The organism is Cellulomonas hominis (genome assembly GCF_014201095.1).
GTDB classification, from domain to species: Bacteria; Actinomycetota; Actinomycetes; order Actinomycetales; family Cellulomonadaceae; genus Cellulomonas; species Cellulomonas hominis.
Genome location: NZ_JACHDN010000001.1, coordinates 3,423,988 through 3,444,582, shown reverse-complemented (window position 1 = coordinate 3,444,582; position 20,595 = coordinate 3,423,988). Strand labels below are relative to the sequence as shown.

The 20,595-nt window shown below is 76.4% G+C and carries 16 protein-coding genes; 4 read left to right on the top strand and 12 right to left on the bottom strand.

Features of this window, described 5'->3' with window-relative positions:
- Window positions 1–23 precede the first annotated feature (23 nt).
- The 6 genes from HNR08_RS16055 to argC are packed head-to-tail and all read right to left on the bottom strand — an operon-like array spanning window position 24 to window position 6,010.
- Entirely contained in the window at window positions 24–557 is a 534-nt protein-coding gene (locus HNR08_RS16055) for an arginine repressor (protein ID WP_146835728.1), read from the bottom strand.
- Complete coding sequence (gene argF / locus HNR08_RS16050; RefSeq protein ID WP_146835731.1) at window positions 554–1,489, bottom strand: ornithine carbamoyltransferase; 936 nt, start codon at window positions 1,487–1,489, stop codon at window positions 554–556. Before argF ends, HNR08_RS16055 begins: the two co-directional genes overlap by 4 nt.
- Window positions 1,486–2,763, bottom strand: coding sequence for an acetylornithine transaminase (locus tag HNR08_RS16045; RefSeq protein ID WP_146835734.1), 1,278 nt, complete (start codon window positions 2,761–2,763; stop codon window positions 1,486–1,488). The genes argF and HNR08_RS16045 overlap by 4 nt, the downstream gene beginning before the upstream one ends.
- Complete coding sequence (gene argB / locus HNR08_RS16040; RefSeq protein ID WP_146835738.1) at window positions 2,764–3,765, bottom strand: acetylglutamate kinase; 1,002 nt, start codon at window positions 3,763–3,765, stop codon at window positions 2,764–2,766.
- Window positions 3,762–4,943 (bottom strand): bifunctional glutamate N-acetyltransferase/amino-acid acetyltransferase ArgJ, encoded by a 1,182-nt coding sequence (argJ, locus tag HNR08_RS16035; protein WP_246803001.1) that lies wholly within the window; start codon window positions 4,941–4,943, stop codon window positions 3,762–3,764. The genes argB and argJ overlap by 4 nt, the downstream gene beginning before the upstream one ends.
- Complete coding sequence (gene argC / locus HNR08_RS16030; protein WP_246803002.1) at window positions 4,940–6,010, bottom strand: N-acetyl-gamma-glutamyl-phosphate reductase; 1,071 nt, start codon at window positions 6,008–6,010, stop codon at window positions 4,940–4,942. The genes argJ and argC overlap by 4 nt, the downstream gene beginning before the upstream one ends.
- Window positions 6,011–6,089: 79 nt before the next feature.
- Here argC and HNR08_RS16025 point away from each other — a divergent pair, with 79 nt between their 5' ends.
- The 4 genes from HNR08_RS16025 to HNR08_RS16010 all read left to right on the top strand — a co-directional run bounded on the left by HNR08_RS16025 (window position 6,090) and on the right by HNR08_RS16010 (window position 9,826).
- Entirely contained in the window at window positions 6,090–6,794 is a 705-nt protein-coding gene (locus tag HNR08_RS16025; RefSeq protein ID WP_146835744.1) for a DUF1361 domain-containing protein, read from the top strand.
- A gap of 51 nt (window positions 6,795–6,845) precedes the next feature.
- The gene (locus HNR08_RS16020; RefSeq protein ID WP_146835747.1) at window positions 6,846–7,598 is read left to right on the top strand and encodes an alpha/beta hydrolase; all 753 of its coding nucleotides are present in this window, start codon (window positions 6,846–6,848) and stop codon (window positions 7,596–7,598) included.
- Window positions 7,599–7,991: 393 nt separating this feature from the next.
- The gene (locus HNR08_RS16015; protein ID WP_146835750.1) at window positions 7,992–8,975 is read left to right on the top strand and encodes a quinone oxidoreductase family protein; all 984 of its coding nucleotides are present in this window, start codon (window positions 7,992–7,994) and stop codon (window positions 8,973–8,975) included.
- A gap of 119 nt (window positions 8,976–9,094) precedes the next feature.
- The gene (locus tag HNR08_RS16010) at window positions 9,095–9,826 is read left to right on the top strand and encodes a DsbA family oxidoreductase (RefSeq protein ID WP_307724250.1); all 732 of its coding nucleotides are present in this window, start codon (window positions 9,095–9,097) and stop codon (window positions 9,824–9,826) included.
- 67 nt (window positions 9,827–9,893) lie between these two features.
- On the opposite strand, the gene HNR08_RS16005 is transcribed toward HNR08_RS16010, so the two are convergent.
- The 6 genes from HNR08_RS16005 to rplT form a co-directional block, all read right to left on the bottom strand.
- Window positions 9,894–14,120, bottom strand: coding sequence for an ExeM/NucH family extracellular endonuclease (locus tag HNR08_RS16005; RefSeq protein WP_146835753.1), 4,227 nt, complete (start codon window positions 14,118–14,120; stop codon window positions 9,894–9,896).
- Between the two features lie 301 nt (window positions 14,121–14,421).
- Window positions 14,422–16,995 carry a phenylalanine--tRNA ligase subunit beta gene (gene pheT, locus HNR08_RS16000; protein WP_146835757.1) on the bottom strand — a complete coding sequence of 858 codons (2,574 nt, stop codon included), beginning with the start codon at window positions 16,993–16,995 and terminating at the stop codon, window positions 14,422–14,424.
- Window positions 16,995–18,059, bottom strand: coding sequence for a phenylalanine--tRNA ligase subunit alpha (gene pheS / locus HNR08_RS15995; RefSeq protein ID WP_146835760.1), 1,065 nt, complete (start codon window positions 18,057–18,059; stop codon window positions 16,995–16,997). Before pheS ends, pheT begins: the two co-directional genes overlap by 1 nt.
- Window positions 18,060–18,316: 257 nt before the next feature.
- Window positions 18,317–18,946: an RNA 2',3'-cyclic phosphodiesterase gene (gene thpR, locus HNR08_RS15990; RefSeq protein WP_146835763.1), complete on the bottom strand. Its 630-nt coding sequence runs from the start codon at window positions 18,944–18,946 to the stop codon at window positions 18,317–18,319.
- A 62-nt stretch (window positions 18,947–19,008) separates the two neighbouring features.
- On the bottom strand, window positions 19,009–19,908 hold the full coding sequence (locus tag HNR08_RS15985; RefSeq protein ID WP_246803004.1) for a TrmH family RNA methyltransferase: 900 nt from the start codon (window positions 19,906–19,908) through the stop codon (window positions 19,009–19,011).
- Between the two features lie 245 nt (window positions 19,909–20,153).
- Window positions 20,154–20,540, bottom strand: a complete 387-nt coding sequence (rplT, locus tag HNR08_RS15980) for a 50S ribosomal protein L20 (RefSeq protein WP_146835766.1) — start codon at window positions 20,538–20,540, stop codon at window positions 20,154–20,156.
- Between the last annotated feature and the right edge of the window lie 55 nt (window positions 20,541–20,595).

Here is a 20,595-nt window from a genome sequence, read left to right as displayed (position 1 = left end):
TCGGAGGTGGTGGCGCGCCGGCGTCAGCCGGTCTGCGCGAGCTCGAGGAACCGGGCCGCGATCGCGGGGCCCTCGGGGCCGTCGGCGCCCTCGCGGGCGATGACGAGGACGGTGTCGTCGCCCGCGATCGTGCCGAGCACGCCGGGCAGGACGGAGTGGTCGATCGCCGAGGCGAGGAACTGCGCCGCGCCGGGCGGGGTGCGGAGCACGACGAGGCTTCCGGACGCCTCGGCGGTGACCAGCAGCTCCGAGCAGAGCCGGGCCAGCCGGGCGGCGAGGGCCTCGGCGTCGGACACCGGGGCCGGGCTGCGGTCGCCGCCCTCCCCCGGCACGGCGTACGCGAGCGCGCCCACGGGGGTGCGGATCTTCACGGCCCGCAGCTCCACGAGGTCGCGGGACAGCGTGGCCTGGGTGACGGTGACGCCCTGGTGCGCGAGCAGGTCCGCGAGCTCGGACTGCGAGTGCACCGACTGGCGGGACAGCACGTCGCGGATCAGGGCGTGCCGGGCGGCCTTGGTCGCGGGGATCCGGCCGGTCGAGACCTCCTCGGCGGTCACGACGCGCGCTCCAGCAGCCAGGCCAGCAGCGCCTTCTGCGCGTGCAGCCGGTTCTCCGCCTCGTCCCAGACGACCGACTGCGGGCCGTCCAGCACCTCGGCGGTGATCTCCTTGCCGCGGTACGCCGGCAGGCAGTGCAGCACGAGGGCGCCGGGCGCGGCGAGCGCCAGCGCGGCGGCGTCCAGGCGGTACGGCACGAACGGCTGCTCCCGCTCGGCGGCCTCCGCCTCCTGGCCCATCGAGACCCACGTGTCGGTGGCCACGGCGTCGGCGCCCGCGACGGCGGACGCGAGGTCGTCGGTCACCGTGACGGACCCGCCGGTGGTCGCCGCCACCCGCTCGGCCGCCGCCACGACCGCGTCCGACGGCCGGTACGCGGCCGGGGTCACGACGCGCACGTGCAGGCCGGCGGTCGCGCCGCCCAGCAGGTAGGACTGCGCCATGTTGTTCGACCCGTCGCCCGTGTAGGCGAGCGTCCGGCCGCGCAGCGCGTCGACCCCGCCCCAGTGCTGGGCCAGCGTCAGCAGGTCCGCGAGGATCTGGCACGGGTGGAAGTCGTCGGTCAGCGCGTTCACGACGGGGACGCCCGCGTGCGCGGCCATCTCCTCGATCCGGGTCTGCGCGTGGGTCCGCCAGACGATCGCCGAGACCTGCCGGCCCAGCACCCTGGCGGTGTCCGCGATCGACTCCCGCACCCCGATCCGGGCCAGGTTGCCGTCCACGGCCAGCGGGTACCCGCCGAGCTCGGCGACGCCCGCGGTGAACGACACCTGGGTGCGCAGCGTGGGCTTGTCGAAGATGATCGCGACGGCCTGCGGGCCGGCGAGCGGCTGCCGGGCGAACCGGTCCTCGCGCAGGACCAGGCCGAGCTCGAGCACCTCGGCCTGCTCCGCGGGGGTGAGGTCGTCGTCGCGCAGGAAGTGCCGGGTCACTGGTGGGCTCCCAGGTCGTGCGGCAGGGCCGCGAGGAAGTCGGTGAACGTGGCCGCCTGCTCGCGCGTGAGCACGTAGGGCGGCGCCATCCGGAGGGTGTCGGGGGTGCACGGGTTGACGACGAACCCCGCGGCCAGCGCCCGGGCGGCGACGTCCGCAGCGACCGGGGCCGTCAGGCCGACCGCGATCAGCAGACCCTCGCCGCGCACCTCGCCGACCAGCGGGTGGCCGAGCGCCGCGATCTGCGCCCGCCACCACGCGCCGAGGTCGGCGACGTGCGCCAGCAGGCCGTCGCGCTCGATGACGCCGATGGTGGCGAGCGCGGCGGCGGACGCCACCGGGTTGCCGCCGAACGTCGTGCCGTGCTGGCCGCGGCCGAGCAGCGTCGCGGCGCGCTCGCCGTACGCGACCACCGCGCCGACCGGGAACCCGCCGCCCAGGCCCTTGGCCAGGGTGACGACGTCGGGCCGGATGCCGCCGCCGAGGTGCGGGTGCTGGTGCGCGAGCCAGGCGCCGGTGCGGCCCATGCCGGTCTGCACCTCGTCGAGGACGAGCAGCGCGCCGTGCGCCGCGGTCAGCTCGCGGGCGCGGACCAGGTAGCCGGGCGGCAGCGGGCGGACGCCGGCCTCGCCCTGGATCGGCTCGAGGAACAGGGCGGCGACCCGGTCGCCGTCGGCGCCCTCGAACGCCGCCTCCAGCGCCGCCGTGTCCCCGAACGGCAGGAACTCCACGCCGCCGGGCAGCGGCTCGAACGGCTCGCGGTAGGCGGCCTTGGAGGTCAGGGCCAGCGCGCCCATCGACCGGCCGTGGAACGCGCCCTCGAGCGCGAGCACGCGGGTGCGCCGGCCGGCCGGGCCGTCCGCGTTGCGGCGCGCCATCTTGAACGCCGCCTCGTTCGCCTCGGTGCCGGAGTTCGTGAGGAACACCCGGGAGCCCCCGGGGGCGTCCGCGACCGCGAGCAGCCGCTCGGCCAGCGCGATCTGCGCCGGGCTGGCGAAGAAGTTGGAGACGTGCCCGAGCGTGCCGAGCTGCGCGGAGATCGCCGCGGTCAGCGTCGGGTGCGCGTGCCCGAGGGAGTTCACGGCGATGCCGCCGAGCAGGTCGAGGTACCGCACCCCGTCGGCGTCCCACACGTACGGGCCCTCGCCGCGGACCAGCACGCGCTGCGGCGCGCCGAACGTGTCCATGAGCGCGTGGCCGTAGCGCTCGGTCCAGTGCGCGACGGAGTCCGTGCCCGCGAGGGCGGAGACCTCGGGCGGCGTCAGGTCGGTCACTCAGCTCACCTCGGGGACGTGGTGCGGCGGGTCGACGCGCGGGATCGGCGCCGTGAACGGGGACGGCACGGGCTCGTCGTCCGGCAGGACCATCGTGCCGACGCCGTCGGAGGTGAAGACCTCGACGAGGATCGAGTGCGCCTGCCGGCCGTCGATGACGTGCGCGCGGCCGACGCCGCCCTGCACGGCCCGCCAGCAGGCCTCCATCTTCGGGCGCATGCCGGAGTCGAGCGTCGGCAGCAGGTCGGCCAGCGCGCCCGCGCGGATCCGGCGGGCCAGCGAGGTGCGGTCCGGCCACGACGTGTACAGGCCCTCGACGTCGGTCAGGACGATGAGCTTGCGGGCGCCGAGCGCGACCGCCAGGGCGGCCGCGGCGGTGTCCGCGTTGACGTTGAGCACCTGCGTCGGGTCCTCGACGTCGGGCGCCACGGTGGACACGACCGGGATCCGGCCGGCGTCCAGGAGGTCGTGCACCGCGCCGGGGTTCACCTCGACCACGTCGCCGACCAGCCCGACGTCCACCTGCTCGCCGTCGACGGTCGCGGTGCGCCGCCGGGCGCGCAGCAGGCCGCCGTCCTCGCCGGACAGGCCGACCGCGTAGGGGCCGTGGGCGTTCAGCAGGCCGACGAGCTCCCGCGACACCTGCCCGGTGAGCACCATGCGGACGACGTCCATCGCCTCGGGCGTGGTGACCCGCAGGCCGCCGCGGAACTCGGACTCGATCCCGAGCCGGTCGAGCATCGCGTTGATCTGCGGGCCGCCGCCGTGCACGACGACGGGACGCAGCCCGACCTGGCGCAGGAACACCATGTCCTCGGCGAACGCGCGCTTGAGGTCGTCGTCGACCATGGCGTTGCCGCCGTACTTGACCACGACCAGGGCGCCCGCGAACCGCTGCAGCCAGGGCAGCGCCTCGATCAGCACCTCGGCCTTCTGGTCGGGGCGCAGGTCGGTGCGGGTGTCGAACGCGTCGTCGTGCGGCGGCGGTGCTTGCAGGCTCATGTGGAGTACGCGCTGTTCTCGTGGACGTAGTCGTGGGTGAGGTCGTTGGTCCAGACCGTCGCGGTGGCGTCGCCGGCGTGCAGGTCGATGTCGACGCGCACCTCGCGGGCCGCGGCCAGGTCGACGCCCTCGCGCGGGTCGCCGACGCCGCCGGCCCGGCACACCTGGACGCCGTTGATCGCGACGTCGAGGGCGGCCGCGTCGTACGGCGCGACCTCCTCCGGCACCGTGCCGACCGCGGCCAGCACCCGGCCCCAGTTGGGGTCGTTGCCGAACACGGCGGCCTTGAACAGGTTGGACCGGGTGACCGCGCGGGCGACCGCGACGGCGGCCTCCTCGGACGTCGCCCCGGTGACCGTCACGGCGATGTCGTGCGAGGCGCCCTCGGCGTCCCCGACGAGCTGCCGGGCCAGGTCGGCGGACACCGCGGCGACGGCCGCGGCGAACGCACCGGCGTCGGGGGTGACCCCGCTCGCCCCGGAGGCCAGCAGCAGCACGGTGTCGTTGGTGGACATGCAGCCGTCGGAGTCGACCCGGTCGAAGGTGGTGCGGGTCGCGCCGCGCAGCGCCGCGTCCGCCTGCTCGGCGGTGACCACGGCGTCGGTGGTGAGGACCACCAGCATCGTCGCGAGGCCCGGGGCGAGCATGCCGGCGCCCTTCGCCATGCCGCCGACCGTCCAGCCGTCGCCCGCGACCGCGGCGGTCTTCGCCACGGTGTCGGTGGTCATGATCGCGGCGGCGGCGTCCGGGCCGGCGTCGGCGGCCAGCGCGGCCGCGGCCGCGTCGACCCCGCCGAGCAGCAGGTCCATCGGCAGCCGCTCGCCGATCAGGCCGGTCGAGCAGACCAGCACGTCGCCGGGGCTGACGCCCAGGACCTCGCCCACGTGCTCGGCGGTGCGGTGCGTGTCGCCGAAGCCCTCCGGGCCGGTGCACGCGTTCGCGCCGCCGGAGTTGAGCACGACCGCGGAGGCGACGCCGTCGGACACCGCCTGCCGGGACCAGACGACCGGCGCGGCGACCACGCGGTTCGAGGTGAAGACGCCCGCGGCGACCTGCAGCGGGCCGTCGTTGACGACCAGCGCGAGGTCGGGCCGCCCGGACGGCTTGAGCCCGGCGGTGACGCCCGCGGCGCGGAAGCCCGCGGGCGCGGTGACACCCTCGGTGGCGATGTCGGTCACGGGGCGACCCCCTCGGTGGTGAGTCCGGTGCGCTCGGGCAGCCCGAGCGCGAGGTTCAGCGACTGCACCGCGGCGCCCGCGGTGCCCTTGACGAGGTTGTCCAGCGCGCACACCGCGACGACCCGGCCCGCGGCCTCGTCGACGGCGACCTGCACCAGCGCGGTGTTCGCGCCGGTCGTCGCGCCGGAGGCCGGCCAGTCGCCCTCGGGCAGCAGCTCGACGAACGGCTCGCCCGCGTAGGCGGCCTGCCAGGCGGCCCGGACGGCGGTCGCGTCGGCGCCGGGCGCCAGCGGGGCGGTCACCGTCGCGAGGATGCCCCGGGACATCGGGACCAGGACCGGCGTGAACGACAGCCGGGTGCCGGGCGACCCGGCGACGGCGAGGTTCTGCACGATCTCCGGGACGTGCCGGTGCGTGCCGCCCACGGCGTACGGCTGGGCCGAGCCCAGCGCCTCGGACGCGAGCAGGTGCGGCTTGAGCGTGCGGCCCGCGCCGGAGTAGCCGACCGCGAGGACCGCGACGACGTCGGCGGGATCCACGACGCCCGCGGCGACGCCCGGCTGGAGCGCGAGGGTGACGGCGGTGACGTTGCAGCCGGGGACGGCGATCCGGCGGGCGGTGCTCAGCGCGGCACGCTGCGCGGCCGGGGTGGTCTCCCCCGCGTGCAGCAGCTCGGGCATGCCGTACGGCCAGGTGCCGGCGTGCTCGGTCCCGTAGAACCGCCGCCACGCGTCGGCGTCCGTCAGCCGGTGGTCGGCGCCCAGGTCGACGACGACGGCCGGGTCCCCCCGGTCCGCGAGCGCCGCGGCGATCTCCCCGCTCGCGCCGTGCGGCAGCGCCAGGACGACGACGTCGTGGCCGGCGAGCTCGTCGACGGTCGTCGGGGTGAGCACGCGGTCCGCGAGCGCCCGCAGGTGCGGCTGGTGGGCGCCGAGGCGGGTGCCGGCGTTCGCGTGCGCGGTGAGCGCGCCGATCTCGGCCTCGGGGTGGCCGAGCAGGAGCCGCAGGGTCTCGCCGCCGGCGTACCCGGAGGCGCCCGCGACGGCGACGGAGAAGGACATGTGCATGACCATACATCCCTCTGCACGATGATTCATCCACCTGCTCGGCGCGCCGGGCGGTCCGCGGCCTGCCACGCTCGGTCGCATGCTGGTCGACCCCCTCGCCGTCTGCGGCATCGCCGGGCTGAACCTGTACGCCGCGCTGCTCGTCCTCGCGCGGCCCCGGCTGTTCCGCACCCGCCTGTACCGGCCGATGCTCCTCAACCTCGCGCTGTCGGTCGCCCCGCTCGTCGTGCTGGCGCTGACGGTCGCCGGGATGCTGCTCGTGCTCGCGCTCGCGCCCTCGCAGGCCGCGCTGCTGACCGTCCTGGCCGTCGGCGGGCTGGTGTGGCTGGTGCTGCTGCCGAACTCCGGCTACCTGGTCACGGAGCTCAACCTGTCGCACCGGCGCGCGGACGAGTCCGTGCCGCTCTGGTACGACATCGTGCTCGTGCTCAGCCTCGCGGTCTCGGGCGTGCTCAACATGCTGGCGAACGTCTACCTGGTGCAGGTCGGCACGGTGCTGCTGGTGTACCCCAACGACGACGACCCGTTCGCCCGGCCGTGGCCGTGGGTCGCCGCCGTCTCGACGCTGGTGCTCGCGGCGTTCGGGATCTACCTGGGCCGGTACGTGCGGTTCAACACCTGGGACCTGCTGCACCCCGTCGGCTTCGCGCGGCGGCTGGCCGGGCACCTGCGCGCGCCGGGGACGGCCCGGACGGCTCTGGCGTTCACCGCGACGCACGCCGCGTTCTTCGCGCTGATGTACCTGGTCGTCGTGGCCCCCGCGGTGCGCGGGTTCGGGGCGTGACGGGGTCCTGGGGCCCAGCTCCGCCCCGGCGACGTCGCTAGGGTCGGGCGGGTGACCAGCACCCGCGCCGCCCTGCACCCCGGACCCGCCGTCGACGGCCCGACCCGCGGGGGCGTCCTCGTCCTCGCGGGCGGCGGCTACGCGATGCGCGCCGAGCACGAGTACCGCGACGTCACGGACTTCCTCGCGGCGCAGGGCGTCCGGTCCTGGTGGCTCGACTACCCCGTCGCTCCGGCCCGGTACCCGGTGGCGCTGCACGAGGTGCTGATCGCCCTCGCCGACCTGCGCGCGGGGCGCCGCGGGGGCGCGGCCGTCGACGGGCCGCTCGCCGTGCTCGGGTTCTCGGCCGGCGGGCACCTGGCCGGGACCACCGCGACGGCCACGGAGGCCGAGCGCGCCCGGGCGGCCGAGGTGGCCGGGCTCGACGCCGCGGAGGTCCGGCGGCCGGACGCCGCGGTGCTCTGCTACCCGGTGGTGTCGATGGTCCGGCACCCGCACGTCGGGTCCCGGCTGAACCTGCTGGGCGACGTCGAGGACGCCGACGCGCGGGCGCTGTCCGTGGAGGCGCGGATCGACGCGGACACGCCCCCGACGTTCCTGTGGCACACCGCGGACGACGCGTCGGTCGCCGTGGAGCACTCGCTGGACGCGACCGCGGCGCTGCGCCGGCACCACGTACCCGTGGAGCTGCACGTCTACCCGAGCGGCCGGCACGGCCTCGGCCTCGCGCCGGGGCACCCGGCGGGCGCGTGGACGGGCGCGCTGCTGCCCTGGCTCGCGACCCGCGGCATCGGCCGCGCCTGACCCCGCGCGCGGCCCGGCCCGGCGCGGCGCCGCTTCGGCCGGGCGCCGCGTCCCGCCCCGCGCGCGCCGCGTCCCGCCCCGAGCGCGCGCCGCGTCCCGCCCCGCCCACCCTCGCCGAGATCGGCAGCTCGCACCGAGATCGGCGCCTCTGCCGACCGATCTCGGCGCGGACGACCGATCTCGGCGGAACACCTGTCGCCGAGATCGGGCCCCAGGCGCGAGAGAGGGCCGCAGCGGGTCCTCTCTCGGCCGGGCGGTCCTGTCTCGGCGGGAGGCGGCAGCGCGGCGGCGGGGCGGCGCCGCGGCGGGGCGGGAGGGGGGCGCGGCGGCGCGGGAGGGGGCCGGGCGGCGCGGGGGCGGAATGACGCGGGGCGGGGCGTCGTTGCAGGTCGTATGCACGCGATCCTCGCCACGGAGCCCGGTGGGCCCGACGTCCTCGCCCCCGACGAGATCCCCGACCCGCTGCCCGGCCCGCGCGACCTGCTGGTGCGGGTGAGCGCCGCGGGGGTCAACTTCATCGACGTGTACCAGCGCAACGGCACCTACCCGATGCCGTTCCCGCACGTGCCGGGGTCCGAGGGCGCGGGCGTCGTCGAGGCCGTGGGCCGCGAGGTGCGGGAGTTCGCCGTGGGCGACCTGGTGGCGTGGGCGTCGGCGCCGTCGTCGTACGCCGAGCTCGTCGTGGTGCCGGAGATCGTCGCGCTGCGGGTCCCGGATGGCGTGGGCGACGAGGTCGCCGCCGCGCTGCCGCTGCAGGGCCTGACCGCGCACTACCTGGTGACCTCGACGTTCCCGGTCGAGGCGGGCCAGGACGTGCTGGTGCACGCGGGCGCGGGCGGCGTCGGCCTGCTGCTCACCCAGCTCGCCGCCGCGCGCGGCGCCCGGGTCATCACGACGGTCGGCACCCCGGAGAAGGAGGCGCTGTCCCGCGCCGCCGGGGCGGCCGAGGTGATCCGGTACACCGAGCTCGGCGACCTCACCGAGGACCTGCCGGCGATCGTGCGGGAGCTCACCGGCGGCCGGGGCGTGCACACGGTGTTCGACGGGGTGGGCCGGTCGACGTTCGACGCGTCCCTGGCCTCGCTGCGCCGCCGTGGCGGGCTCGCGCTGTTCGGGGCGTCCTCCGGCCCGGTGCCGCCGTTCGACCCGCAGCGGCTGAACGCCGCCGGCTCGCTGTTCCTCACCCGGCCGACGCTCGGGCACCACACCGCCACCCGCGAGGAGCTGACGTGGCGCGCGGGCGAGCTGTTCGACGCCGTCGCCGCGGGCACGCTCGACGTGCGGATCGGCGCGACCTTCCCGCTCATGGAGGCCGCGGACGCGCACCGCGCCCTCGAGGGCCGCGCGACCACCGGGAAGGTGCTGCTCACGGCCTGAGCGCCCCGCCTGACGGTTCAGGAATCAACCACTCGCGCGCGGCGTTGCCCCCACCGGACGCACCCAGCGGCGCCGAGGGGACGCCGGTCCCCGACCGCGGGTGCCGGGAGGGAACCCACGTGCGCGACCTGGCCGTCGAGATCTGGTCCGACATCGCCTGCCCCTGGTGCTACATCGGCAAGCGCCGGTTCGCCGAGGCGCTCGAGACGTTCGAGCACCGGGACCGCGTGCGCGTCACCTGGCGGTCCTTCGAGCTGCAGCCGGACGCCGAGCCCTCGTCGGCGCACCCGGGGCAGACCGAGGCGGCGATGCTCGCCGAGCGCAAGGGCATGCCCGTCGAGCAGGTGCGGCAGATGTTCGCCCAGGTGACGGCCGTCGCCGCGTCCGTCGGCCTGGCGTACGACTTCGACACCGTCGTCCCCGCGAACACGTTCGACGCGCACCGCCTCGTGCACATCGCGGGCGACCTGGGCGGGCCCGCCGCGGCGGCCGAGGTCGTGGAGCGCCTGATGAGCGCGCACTTCGAGCACGGCCGCGTCGTCGACGACCCCGAGGTCCTCGTCGCGATCGCCGGCGAGGCCGGCCTGGAGGCCGGGCCGGTGCGCGCCGCGCTCGCCTCCGACGCCGGGGCCGGCGCCGTGCGCGCCGACGAGGCCGAGGCCGCCGCGCTGGGCATCCAGGGCGTGCCGTTCTTCGTGGTCGACCGCCGGCTCGGCGTGTCCGGCGCGCAGCCGGCGGAGGTGTTCACGCAGCTGCTCGAGCAGGCCTGGCGGGACGCCAACCCGCCGCTGGCCATCCCGACGATCGCGGGTGCGGCCGACGCGGAGGCCTGCGGGCCCGACGGCTGCTGACTCCGCCCCCCGGGGACGACGCGAGGCCCCCGTCCCGACAGGCCGGGACGGGGGCCTCGCGCGTGCGTCACCGCCGGACGGTCACCGTCACCGGGTCGCTCGTGCTGCCCGCGACCTTCTCGGGCCGCGACGGCACGAACGTGGCCGTGTACTCGTGCGCCCCGACCGGCGCGGTGCGCGGCACCGTGCCGAGCGCCAGCCCGAGCAGCACGGGCGAGCGGCCGACGACGCGGTCGCCCTCCCGGAACTCGACCGTCCCCGACGGGAACCACGTGCCCTCGACCTGGACCCGGGCCAGCAGGACCGTCGGCAGCCAGGTGCCGTACGCCTGCGTGGACCGGCTCGCGGTCAGCGTGGTGGTGGACGGCGTGAGCACCGGGCCCTGCGGCTCGGCCACCGTGAGCGGCAGCGTCACCACCGTCCCGCTCGGCGCGGCCACCAGGGTCAGCGCGTGCGACCCGGCCGCCGTGCCCGCGGGCACGGTGACCGTGACGTCGGCCGCCCCGGAGGTCACCGTCGCGGAGCCGATCGAGGTGCCGTCGAGCTGCACGTCGAGCGCGGTGTTCCGCGGCGAGCCGAGGCTCGTGAGGTCGAGCCCGGTGACCGGGAACGCGACCGCCTCGCCCGCCGTGACCGACTCCGGCAGCGCCGGGACGCCCACCGCCCGCTCGTCGAACTCGGGCGTCAGGCCCGGGTGCGCCTCGAGGTACGCGATCCACGCGTCCCGGTCGATCAGGCCGGAGTCGGCGGTGCCGGTGCCCTCGGCGAACACCCGGAAGTTGTCCCCGCCCTGTGCCAGGAACGAGAACGTGCCGATCCGGTACTCCGCGGACGGGTCCAGCGGCGCGCCGTCCACGGTCACCGAGGTGATCCGGGAGCCGAGCGGCTGGGACTCGTCGTAGGTGTACGTCACGTTGTCCGACAGCCCGAGCTGCAGGTACGGACGTGACGGGATCGTGCCGTCCGGGTTGGTCTGCCACTGCTGCTCGAGCATCGTGACGACCTGCTCGCCTGTCAGCGTCGTGGTCCAGAGGTTGTTGACGAACGGCAGCACCGCGTTGGCCTCGGCGTACGTGATGGTGCCGTCCGGGGCGTACAGCAGCTCCGCGCGCAGGCCGCCCGGGTTCACGACGCCGATCTGCGCGCCGCCCCGCTCGTCGGAGGCCAGGGTCTCCAGCAGCGCGTCGGCCACCAGGTTGCCCAGCGTGGACTCCTTCGACCGGTCGTCCCGGGTGCCGCCGGCGTAGGTGCCGCCGGGGCCGGTGTACCCGCCGCCCGCGAACGCGGTCGTGATGTCGGCGGCCACCGAGCCCTTGGGCTGGTTGCCGATCACCGCGGCCTCGGCGAGCGCCGCGTCCACGATCGTCTTGACCTCGGCGACCCGCGGGTACTGCGCGACGAGCGCGGCCTGGAACTCGGCCGGGGTCTGCCCCGCGGCGGGGGCGATCCGGGCGACGTTCGTGCCCGCGAGCGCCGACACCGCGTCGGTCGCCGGGTCGTAGGTCAGCGTGACCTTGCCGATGTTCTCGCCGTAGGAGCCGGTCTGGACGATCGGGCGGGTCCACTCGCCCGTGGCGTCCGGCTCGGCCGGGCCGTACCAGGCGTACTGCTTGTGGGTGTGGCCCGTGAAGATCACGTCCACGTCGCCCGACGTGAGCGTCGCGATCTCGGAGAAGGCGCCGCCCGCGGCGATCTCCTCCTCCAAGGTGGCGCCGTCCGGCGTCCCCGCGCCCGCGCCCTCGTGGTACTCGGCCACGACGACGTCGGCCTCGCCGTTCGCCTCGTCGCCGTCCGTGAGCTGCGCGGCCACGCGGTTCACGGCCTCGACGGGGTCGCCGAAGTCGAGGTCCGCGATCCCGCCGGGGCTCACCAGCGCCGGGGTCTCCTGCGTGACGGCGCCGACGACGCCGACGGTCACCCCGCCGGCCTCGACGAGCGCGTACTCGTCCAGCGCGGGCGTCTGCGTGCCCTTCGCGTAGACGTTGGCGCCCAGGTAGGGGAACTCGGCGTTGGTGCCGCCGGCGATGACGCGGTCCACCAGGTCGGCGTACCCGCGGTCGAACTCGTGGTTCCCGACCGCCGAGGCGGCCAGGTCGAGCGCGTTCAGCACGTCGATCGTCGGCTGGTCGTCGGCCACCGCGGAGGCGAACAGCGACGCGCCGATGTTGTCGCCGGCGGACAGGAAGACGGCCGCGCCGCCCGCCTGCTCGGCCGCCGCGCGCTGCTGCTCGACGGTCCCGGCGAACGCGACGGTGTTCGCGTCGATGCGTCCGTGGAAGTCGTTGATGTCGAGCAGCGTGAGGTCGACCGGGCCGTCCGGCGCGACGTCGCCCGCGTCGAACCCGACGAGGACCGGGTCGTGGTCGGAGGACCGGTAGGCGTCCGGCGCGGAGAACAGCGTGCCGTGGGAGTTGTAGCGGCTGTACTCCAGCGCGACCGACTCGCCCGCGTTGATGCCCCAGATGTCCGCGCCCGTCGCCCGCTCCAGCGCCGCCTCGTTCAGCAGCACGTGGTCCAGGGAGCCGGACAGGCCCTGGTAGAGGTACGAGTACTCCCCCGCCGTGCCGAGCGCGGTCGCGGCGTCCGTGTAGCCCGCGCCGTACAGCACCTGCAGCGGGTCCTCCTGCGTGTAGGCGTTGAAGTCCCCGACCAGCGCGACCGCCTCGGCGTCGCCCTGCACGGTCGGCACCCAGTCGCGCAGCGCCTCGGCCTGCCGCACCCTGGACTCGTTGGACGCGCCCTGGCCGTCGCCGGCGTCGGCGTCGCCGGGCCAGGGACCCGCCGAGCTCTTGGACTTCAGGTGGTTGACCACCACGAACAGCTCCTCGCCGCCGCCGGCCGGCGCGAACGCCTGCCCGATCGGCTCGCGCGCGTTGCCGAACGCCTGGTCGTCCCCGGACTGCGTGCCGAGCGCGCGGGGGTCGCCCACGGTCTCGACGGCCGCCGGACGGTAGATCAGCGCGTTGGTGATGGTGTCCTGCTGGTCCGCGGCGGGCAGCTCGGCCGACGAGGGCACGTACGCCCACGTCCCCGCGCCCGCCGCGGCGTTCAGGGCGTCGACCAGGGTGGCCAGCGCCTCGTCCGGCACGCCGTCGACGACCGCGGAGTTCTCGATCTCCATCAGGCCGACGACGTCCGCGTCGAGCGCGTTCACCGCTGCGACGATCTTGTCCTGCTGGCGCTGCAGGTCGTCCGGGTCCCACGCGCCGCGCTGCGCGCAGCCCTCCTTGACGGTGACCGGGTCGCCGGTGCGGTCCGGGTACGCCACGCAGGACGCACCCTCGGCGCCGAGAGTGGTGAAGTAGTTCAGGACGTTGAACGACGCCACGGTGACGTCGGCGTCGCCGAGGCCCTCGGGCGCGGCGGTGCGGTCGTCCTCGAAGGTCGCGGGCGCGGGGGCGCCCGCTGCCAGCGGGGCGGTCGGGCTGAGCTTCCAGGCGTTGTTCCGGTAGTCGACGACCACCGGCGCGGTGAACGTCGCGGCCGCGCCCACCCGGACGGGGTCCTCCAGCGACACGTACGGCGGCGTCAGACCGGAGTTCGCGGCCGAGAGGAAGTTCGTGCTCGCGCCGTCGTCCAGCACCACCCCGCGGGCGGCGTTGTCCGCGACGGCGGCGGCGTACTCCGGCGAGCCCGGCGCGCCGACCTCGGTCGGCTGCACCAGCGGCGTCGTGCCGGCCGCGAGACCGACCTCGCCGTACTGGTTCGTCGTGTAGGTGTTGCTCACCGTCAGGTCGCCCGACGGCAGGTACAGCATCGACTCCAGCGCCTCGCGCCCGGCGGCGTCAGCAGGCCACGGCGTCGTGACCGGCTCGACCGGGGCGGCCTCGCCGCCGGGCTTCACCAGCCCGGCCGCCGAGGAGACCGTGATCTCCGTCAGGCCCTGGTACTCCGAGACGGCGCCGGTCACCTGGACCAGCTCGCCCACCGCGACGGACGCGGCCGTCGACGGCGAGTACACGAACACGGCGTCCGACCCGGTGCGCGGGGCGTCCCCTCCCGTGCCCGGCGTCTGGATGACGTACCCGTTGTAGCCGCCGGTCGCGTAGACCGCGGTGACGACGCCCGTCGTCGTGACGGTCGAGCCCGCCAGCGGCGAGGCGTCGCCCGTGCCCTGGACCTGCGCGATGGTGTGGGTGTCCTCAGCCGCGAGTGCCGGGGCCGCGGCGGCCAGGGGTGTCCCGACCAGTGCCCCGACGGCGGCGAGGCTCGCCGCCCATCTCGTGCGTGTGCGTCCTGCGCTCACCGATGTTCTCCGATCCCCCGGGATGCGAGGACGATCTGCCCTCGTCATCGAGGCTCGTCACAGACGTGACACAGCCGGAGTCAACGTATGGGCGAAATGTCCGATCGGGCAACCACCTCCGGGCGACGCGCGTGCGGCGCCCGGGTGAACACCGGGCGCGCCGCTGCGCCCGACCGGGTGGTGCACAGCGGCGCGCGAGGTCGTCAGAAGCGCGCGAGGTCGTCACTCGTGTCTGACGACCTCGCGCGGATGTGACGACCTCACCGCCCGGCTCGCGCGCCGGAGCCCGGGCAGCACGACGACGGGCCCGGACCCCGTCGTGCGGGGGGCCGGGGCCGTCCGGGGCGGGTCAGGCGCGGAGTGTGGCGCCGAAGCGGCGCCCGGCCTCCGAGACCACGGCCTCGCGCACCGCGGCCGTCTCGTCCGCGGTCAGCGTCCGGTCGGCCGCGCGCAGGCGCAGCGCGAACGCCAGCGACCGGTGCCCGGCGCCGACCTGCTCGCCGGTGTACACGTCGAACAGCCGCGCGCTCTCCAGCACGTCGCCGGCCGGGCTCGCGGCCGCGCCGTCCCGCACCGCGGCGAGCACGTCGGCGACCGGCACGGAGCCGGGCACGACCAGCGCGACGTCCTCCTTGGCGACCGGGAACGTCGACACCTCGCGGGCCACGACCTCGGCGCGCGGCGCGGCGGTCAGCAGCACGTCGAGGTCCACCTCGAACGCGCACGCGCGGGCCGGCAGCCCGAGGGCCGTCACGACCTTCGGGTGCAGCTCGCCGGCCCAGCCGACCAGGGCGCCGTCCGCCGTCGTGAACCGGGCGCAGCGCCCGGGGTGCCACGGCGCGCGCTCCGAGTCGGCGACCACGCGCAGCTCGACCCCGAGGGTCTCCCCGAGCAGCCGGACGGCGTCGACCGCGTCGGCGTGGTCCGCCGCGCGACCCGGACCCCACCAGCCGGCGGGCTCCCGCAGGCCGGCCAGCACGCCGGCGACGTGCCGGGGCTGGGCCGGGACCGCGCCGCGGATCGCGTCCAGCACGTCGGCGGACGGCCGCTCGGCGACCGGCGGCACCGGGGCCGGGGCGGTGCCCGCGCGCGGCAGGGTCACGGCGCCGACCTCGTACACGGCGAGGTCGGACGTGCCGCGGGCCACGTTGCGGCGCGCCGTCTCCAGCAGGGTCACCAGCAGCGAGGACCGCAGGTACGGCTGCTCCTCGGACAGCGGGTTCGCCAGCCGGACCATCGGCCGCCGGTCGTCGTCGGCGGCCAGGGCCAGGGCGTCGAGCTGCGCCGTCCCGACGAACGGGTACGACAGCGTCTCCACCCAGCCCGCGTCCGCGAGCACCTGGGCCACCCGGCGGCGCCGGCGCTGCGCGACGGTCAGGCCCAGCCCGACCGGCGAGCGCGGGACGACCGACGGGATCGCGTCGTAGCCGTGCAGGCGGGCGACCTCCTCGACCAGGTCGACCGGCACCGTGAGGTCCGGCCGCCAGGTCGGGACGGTCACCGGCAGGACGGCGTCCGCGCCCGCGCCGACGACCTCGCCGACCGTGCAGCCGATCGCGCGCAGGTAGCCGGCCACGGCGGCCGCGTCCAGGTCCAGGCCGATCAGCCGCGCGGGCAGGGCCACCGGCAGGTCCAGGTGCGGCGGCGGGGTCGTGCGGTCGACGTCCGTGAGCACCGCGTCGGGCGCGCCGCCGCCGTGCTCCACCAGCAGCTCCACCACCCGGGCGACCGCGACGCGGGGCAGCCGCGGATCGACGCCGCGCTCGAACCGCTTGGCCGCCTCGCTGGGCAGCTTGTGCCGCCGGGCGGTGCGCGCGACGGTGACCGGGTCGAAGTGCGCGGCCTCGATCAGCAGGTCGGTCGTCGCCGCCGACACCTCGGTGTCCGCGCCGCCCATGACCCCGGCGAGGCCGAGCACCCGCCCGGCGTCCGGGCCGTCGGTGATGAGCAGGTCCTCGGGGTCGAGGGTGCGCTCGACGCCGTCCAGCGTGGTCAGCCGCTCGCCCGCGCGCGCCCGGCGCACGACGACGGGCTCCGCCAGCGTGGCCAGGTCGTAGGCGTGCAGCGGCTGCCCGAGGTCGAGCATCACGTAGTTCGTGACGTCCACCGCGAGCGAGATCGGCCGCATGCCCGCCTGGGTGAGCCGGCGCTGCATCCACGCCGGCGAGGGCGCGTCCGCCGCGACGCCCCGCACGACCTGCGCGACGAAGCGGTCCGCGCCCGGCACGCCGTGCACGGGCGCGTCGTCGCGGATCTCGACGGGGAAGCCGCCGGTCGCCGGCACGTCCGGCACGGGGGCCAGCCCGCGGTCGGTGAACACCGCGCCCGTCGCGTGGGAGTACTCCCGCGCCACGCCGCGCATCGCGAAGCAGTAGCCCCGGTCCGGCGTCACGTTGATCTCGAGGACCTCCTCGCCGAGCCCCAGCAGGGCGCGCGCGTCGGCCCCCGGCTCGGCCTCGATCCCGATCTCCGACAGCACGATGATGCCGTCGTGGTCGTCGCCGAGGCCCAGCTCGCGCGAGGAGCAGATCATGCCGTCCGAGACGTGCCCGTACGTCTTGCGGGACGCGATCGCGAACGGCCCGGGCAGCACCGCGCCGGGCAGCGCCACGACGACGTGGTCGCCCACGTCGAAGTTGTGCGCCCCGCAGACGATGCCGCGGGGGGCGCTCGTGCCGTCCTCCGCCGTCGCGTTGTGCGGGCCGACGTCGACCTGGCACCAGTTGATCGTCTTGCCGTTCTTCTGCGGCTCGGGCACGCGCTCGACGACCTTGCCGACCACCAGCGGGCCGGACACGGCGGCCGGGTGCACGGCCTCCTCCTCGAGCCCGACGCGGACCAGGTCCGCCGCGAGCTGCTCGGCCGTCAGGCCGGCGGGGAGCTCGACGTGCTCGCCGAGCCAGGTCAGAGGGATGCGAGGCATCAGATCACCGCCCGGAACTGGGTGGAGAAGCGGACGTCGCCCTCCACCATGTCGTGCATGTCCGCGATCTCGTGACGGAGCATGAGCGTGCGCTCGATGCCCATCCCGAACGCGAAGCCGGAGTACACCTGGGGGTCGATGCCCGCCGCCAGCAGTACGTTCGGGTTGACCATCCCGCAGCCGCCCCACTCGATCCAGCCCGGGCCGCCCTTCTTCTGGGGGAACCACAGGTCCATCTCGGCGCTCGGCTCGGTGAACGGGAAGAACGACGGCCGCAGGCGGGTGCGCGCCTCCGGGCCGAACATCGCGCGCGCGAAGTGGTCCAGCGTGCCCTTGAGGTGCGCCATCGTCAGGCCCTTGTCGACCGCGAGGCCCTCGACCTGGTGGAACACCGGGGTGTGCGTCGCGTCGAGCTCGTCGGTGCGGAACACCCGGCCCGGGCACGCGATGTACACCGGCAGGTCCCGCTCCAGGAGGCTGCGGGCCTGCACCGGCGAGGTGTGCGTGCGCAGCACCAGGTGCGGGTCCGGCTCGCCCTCGGGGGCCGCGACGTAGAACGTGTCCTGCATCTGGCGCGCGGGGTGGTCCGGGCCGAAGTTCAGGGCGTCGAAGTTGAACCACTCCGCCTCGACCTCGGGGCCCTCGGCGATCTCCCAGCCCATCGCCACGAACACGTCGGCGACGCGCTCGGCCAGCAGCTCCAGCGGGTGCCGGGCGCCGCGGGGGGTGCGGTCGGACGGCAGCGTCACGTCGACGGCCTCCTCGACCAGCACGCGGGCGTCGCGCTCGGCGGCCAGCTCGGCCTCGCGGGCGGCGATCGCGGCGTTCAGGCGGCCGCGGGCCTGGCCGACCGTGCGGCCGGCGACGGCCTTGTCCGCCGGGGCGAGCCCGCCGATCGCGCGGTTCGCCAGCGCGAGCGGGCTGCGCTCGCCGGTGTGCGCGAGGCGCGCGGACTTCAGGGCGTCGAGGTCGCCGGCGGCGGCGACGGCCGCGAGGGCGTCGTCCAGGGCGCGACCGACGGCGTCGGGGTCGAGCGGGGACAGGGGTGTGTCGGGCGTGGACATCCGGACCTTCCAGGGCTGGGTCTACGGCCGGCGACGCTGCGACGAGGCAGCGCGGCGACCAACGGGCGAGTCTAGTGGCGCCCGCCCCCGGACCTGGGGACCGTCCGCCCGGCGGGCGGTCGGGTGCTGCGCGTCAGCGCCGCGGCCCGGGAACGGGCCCGGGAAATCGGCGGTCGGTGCGACGCGGCGCGGCGGTCATGCGGGCCATGGTGCCACACGGCCGCGCCGGCGGTCCGGACCCGAGGGCTCGGGCGCGATCAGGGCGGCCCCGCGCCGGGGCGGCCCAGGGGCCAGCGGCCCAGCGGGAGGTAGCGCGGGCCGCCCGCCCGGCCCTCCCCCGGGCGCGACTCGGCGAGCACCAGCTCGGAGACCGGCCACCGTGGGCCCCGGTACACCGCCAGGGCGTGCACGAGCAGGTCGCCCGGGTCCGGCGCGCGGTCCCGGCGGCGACGGCCCGGCGGCGGGGTCACCCGGCCGAGCGTGAGGTGCGGGCGCGAGCGCACCCGGTCGTCCTGCCGCGCGCCGACGGCCTCGCCGGCGTCCCGGCAGCCGTCGACCAGCGCGTGCACCCCGGCGACGTCCCCGCCGACGCCCGCCCAGAGCGTGCGGTGCGCGAACACGCCCGCGCCGGCCAGCGACAGGTCGAACGGGGCGGCCACCGCCGCGACCTCCGCCAGGGACTCGCTCAGCGCCTCGACGCGCCCCTCGCCGAGGTCGCCGTAGAACGCGAGCGTCACGTGCCAGTTCTCCGCGGCGGTCCACCGGACGCCGTCGCCGCCCGACCGCCCGGGGGCGAGCTCGGGGTCGACGCCCAGCGCGGTCACCAGCGCGGACGCCAGGTGGCTCCGTACCTCCGGGGTGGGCCAGATGCCGGCGAAGACGCGCACCGGACCAGCATGCCGCAGCCGCCGGCACCCCGCGGGGTGCTCAGGTCGCCACCCCGCGGTGCTCAGCGGTGCGCGCGCGAGGACGCGTACAGGCAGACCGCCGCCGCGGTGCCGAGGTTGAGCGACTCCGCGCGCCCGCGCAGCGGCACCCGGACCACCGCGTCCGCGCGCTCCCGGTCCGCGGCGGGCAGCCCCCACGCCTCGTTGCCGAACAGCCAGGCGGTCGGCGCACGCAGGTCCGCGCCCGCCGGTGCCGCGCCGCCCGCCGCCCGGGCCGCCGCGTCCTGGAGGTCGTCGAGGTCGAGGTCGCCCGCGCCGTCGGCCGCCAGCACGGTCAGCCCCGCGTCCCGGAGCGCGTCGACCGTGTCGGCGACGGGCACCCCGGACACCACCGGCAGGTGGAAGAGCGAGCCCGCCGTCGAGCGAACCACCTTCGGGTTCGTGGCCTCGACGCTGTCGCCCGCGATGACGACGGCATCCGCCCCGGCGGCGTCGGCGACGCGGATCACGGTGCCCGCGTTGCCCGGGTCCCGGACCTGCGCGAGCAGGGCGACCAGCCGCGGCCGGGCAGCCAGCACCGCGGGCAGGGCGGTGGAGTCGAGCGGGCCGGTCAGCGTGGCGGTCGACTCGCTGCCGGGCAGGTCGGCCACGGCGAGCACGCCCTGCGCGTCCGGCGACATCGCCGCGAGCACCTCCGCTGTCCCCCGGTGCAGGAACAGGCCGGCGGCCGCCGCGTCCGCGACGATCTCGGCGTACCGGTCGGCGGCCTCCGGGGTCAGGTAGACGTCCCGCACCAGGTGCGGCGTCCACCGCACCGCCTCGCGCACCGCCTGCGGCCCCTCGACCAGGAACCGTCCCGCCCGCCGGCGCCCCGCCCGTGCCCCGAGGGCGTGCACTCCCCGGACGCGGTCGGCATGCGGGTTGGCGAGCACGGGTCGGTCCGGGGAGATCGCGTCAGGCACGCCCCCATCCTCCCGCACCCCGCACCGCACGCCGACCCGGCACCGGCGCCGAACCCGCACCGAGGCGGTTGGCCCCGATCACCGGCGCACGTCCCGAGGCGCCCCGCGTGACCGCTGCGCACCCCGTCGCCACCGGACGCGCGACGCGCGGGCACCCCCGGACGCGCGGGACCCCCGGGGGCCTGGTGGCTCCCGGGGGTCCCGGATGCGGTGCGCCGGCGGGGCCGGCGGTCACGCGGGGTGCGTCAGGCCGCGGCCTTCGGCGCGTTGACGTCGGCCGGCAGCGCGTCCTTGGCGACCTGCACCAGCGCGTTGAACGCCGCGACGTCGGTGACGGCCAGGTCGGCCAGCACCCGACGGTCGACCTCGACACCCGCGAGCTTGAGGCCCTGGATCAGGCGGTTGTAGGTCAGGCCCTGCTCGCGCGCAGCCGCGTTGATCCGCTGGATCCACAGCTTGCGGAAGTCGCCCTTGCGCGCCTTGCGGTCGCGGTAGGCGTAGACGAGGGAGTGGGTGACCTGCTCCTTGGCCTTGCGGTACAGGCGCGAACGCTGACCGCGGTAGCCGGAGGCCCGCTCGAGGGTCGCCCGGCGCTTCTTCTGGGCGTTGACCGCCCGCTTCACGCGTGCCACGTGATGCTCCTTGCTCTGTTCTCAGGTCGGCTGGGTGCCTCGGCGCTCGCGCGCC

What these genes read in the sequence shown, in the direction of transcription:
- argB (WP_146835738.1), bottom strand. Translation starts at nt 3,765, where the DNA reads ATGAGCCTGCAAGCACCGCCGCCGCACGACGACGCGTTCGACACCCGC.
- HNR08_RS16005 (WP_146835753.1), bottom strand. Translation starts at nt 14,120, where the DNA reads ATGACGAGGGCAGATCGTCCTCGCATCCCGGGGGATCGGAGAACATCG.
- HNR08_RS16025 (WP_146835744.1), top strand. Translation starts at nt 6,090, where the DNA reads ATGCTGGTCGACCCCCTCGCCGTCTGCGGCATCGCCGGGCTGAACCTG.
- HNR08_RS16015 (WP_146835750.1), top strand. Translation starts at nt 7,992, where the DNA reads ATGCACGCGATCCTCGCCACGGAGCCCGGTGGGCCCGACGTCCTCGCC.
- argC (WP_246803002.1), bottom strand. Translation starts at nt 6,010, where the DNA reads ATGCACATGTCCTTCTCCGTCGCCGTCGCGGGCGCCTCCGGGTACGCC.
- pheS (WP_146835760.1), bottom strand. Translation starts at nt 18,059, where the DNA reads ATGTCCACGCCCGACACACCCCTGTCCCCGCTCGACCCCGACGCCGTC.
- pheT (WP_146835757.1), bottom strand. Translation starts at nt 16,995, where the DNA reads ATGCCTCGCATCCCTCTGACCTGGCTCGGCGAGCACGTCGAGCTCCCC.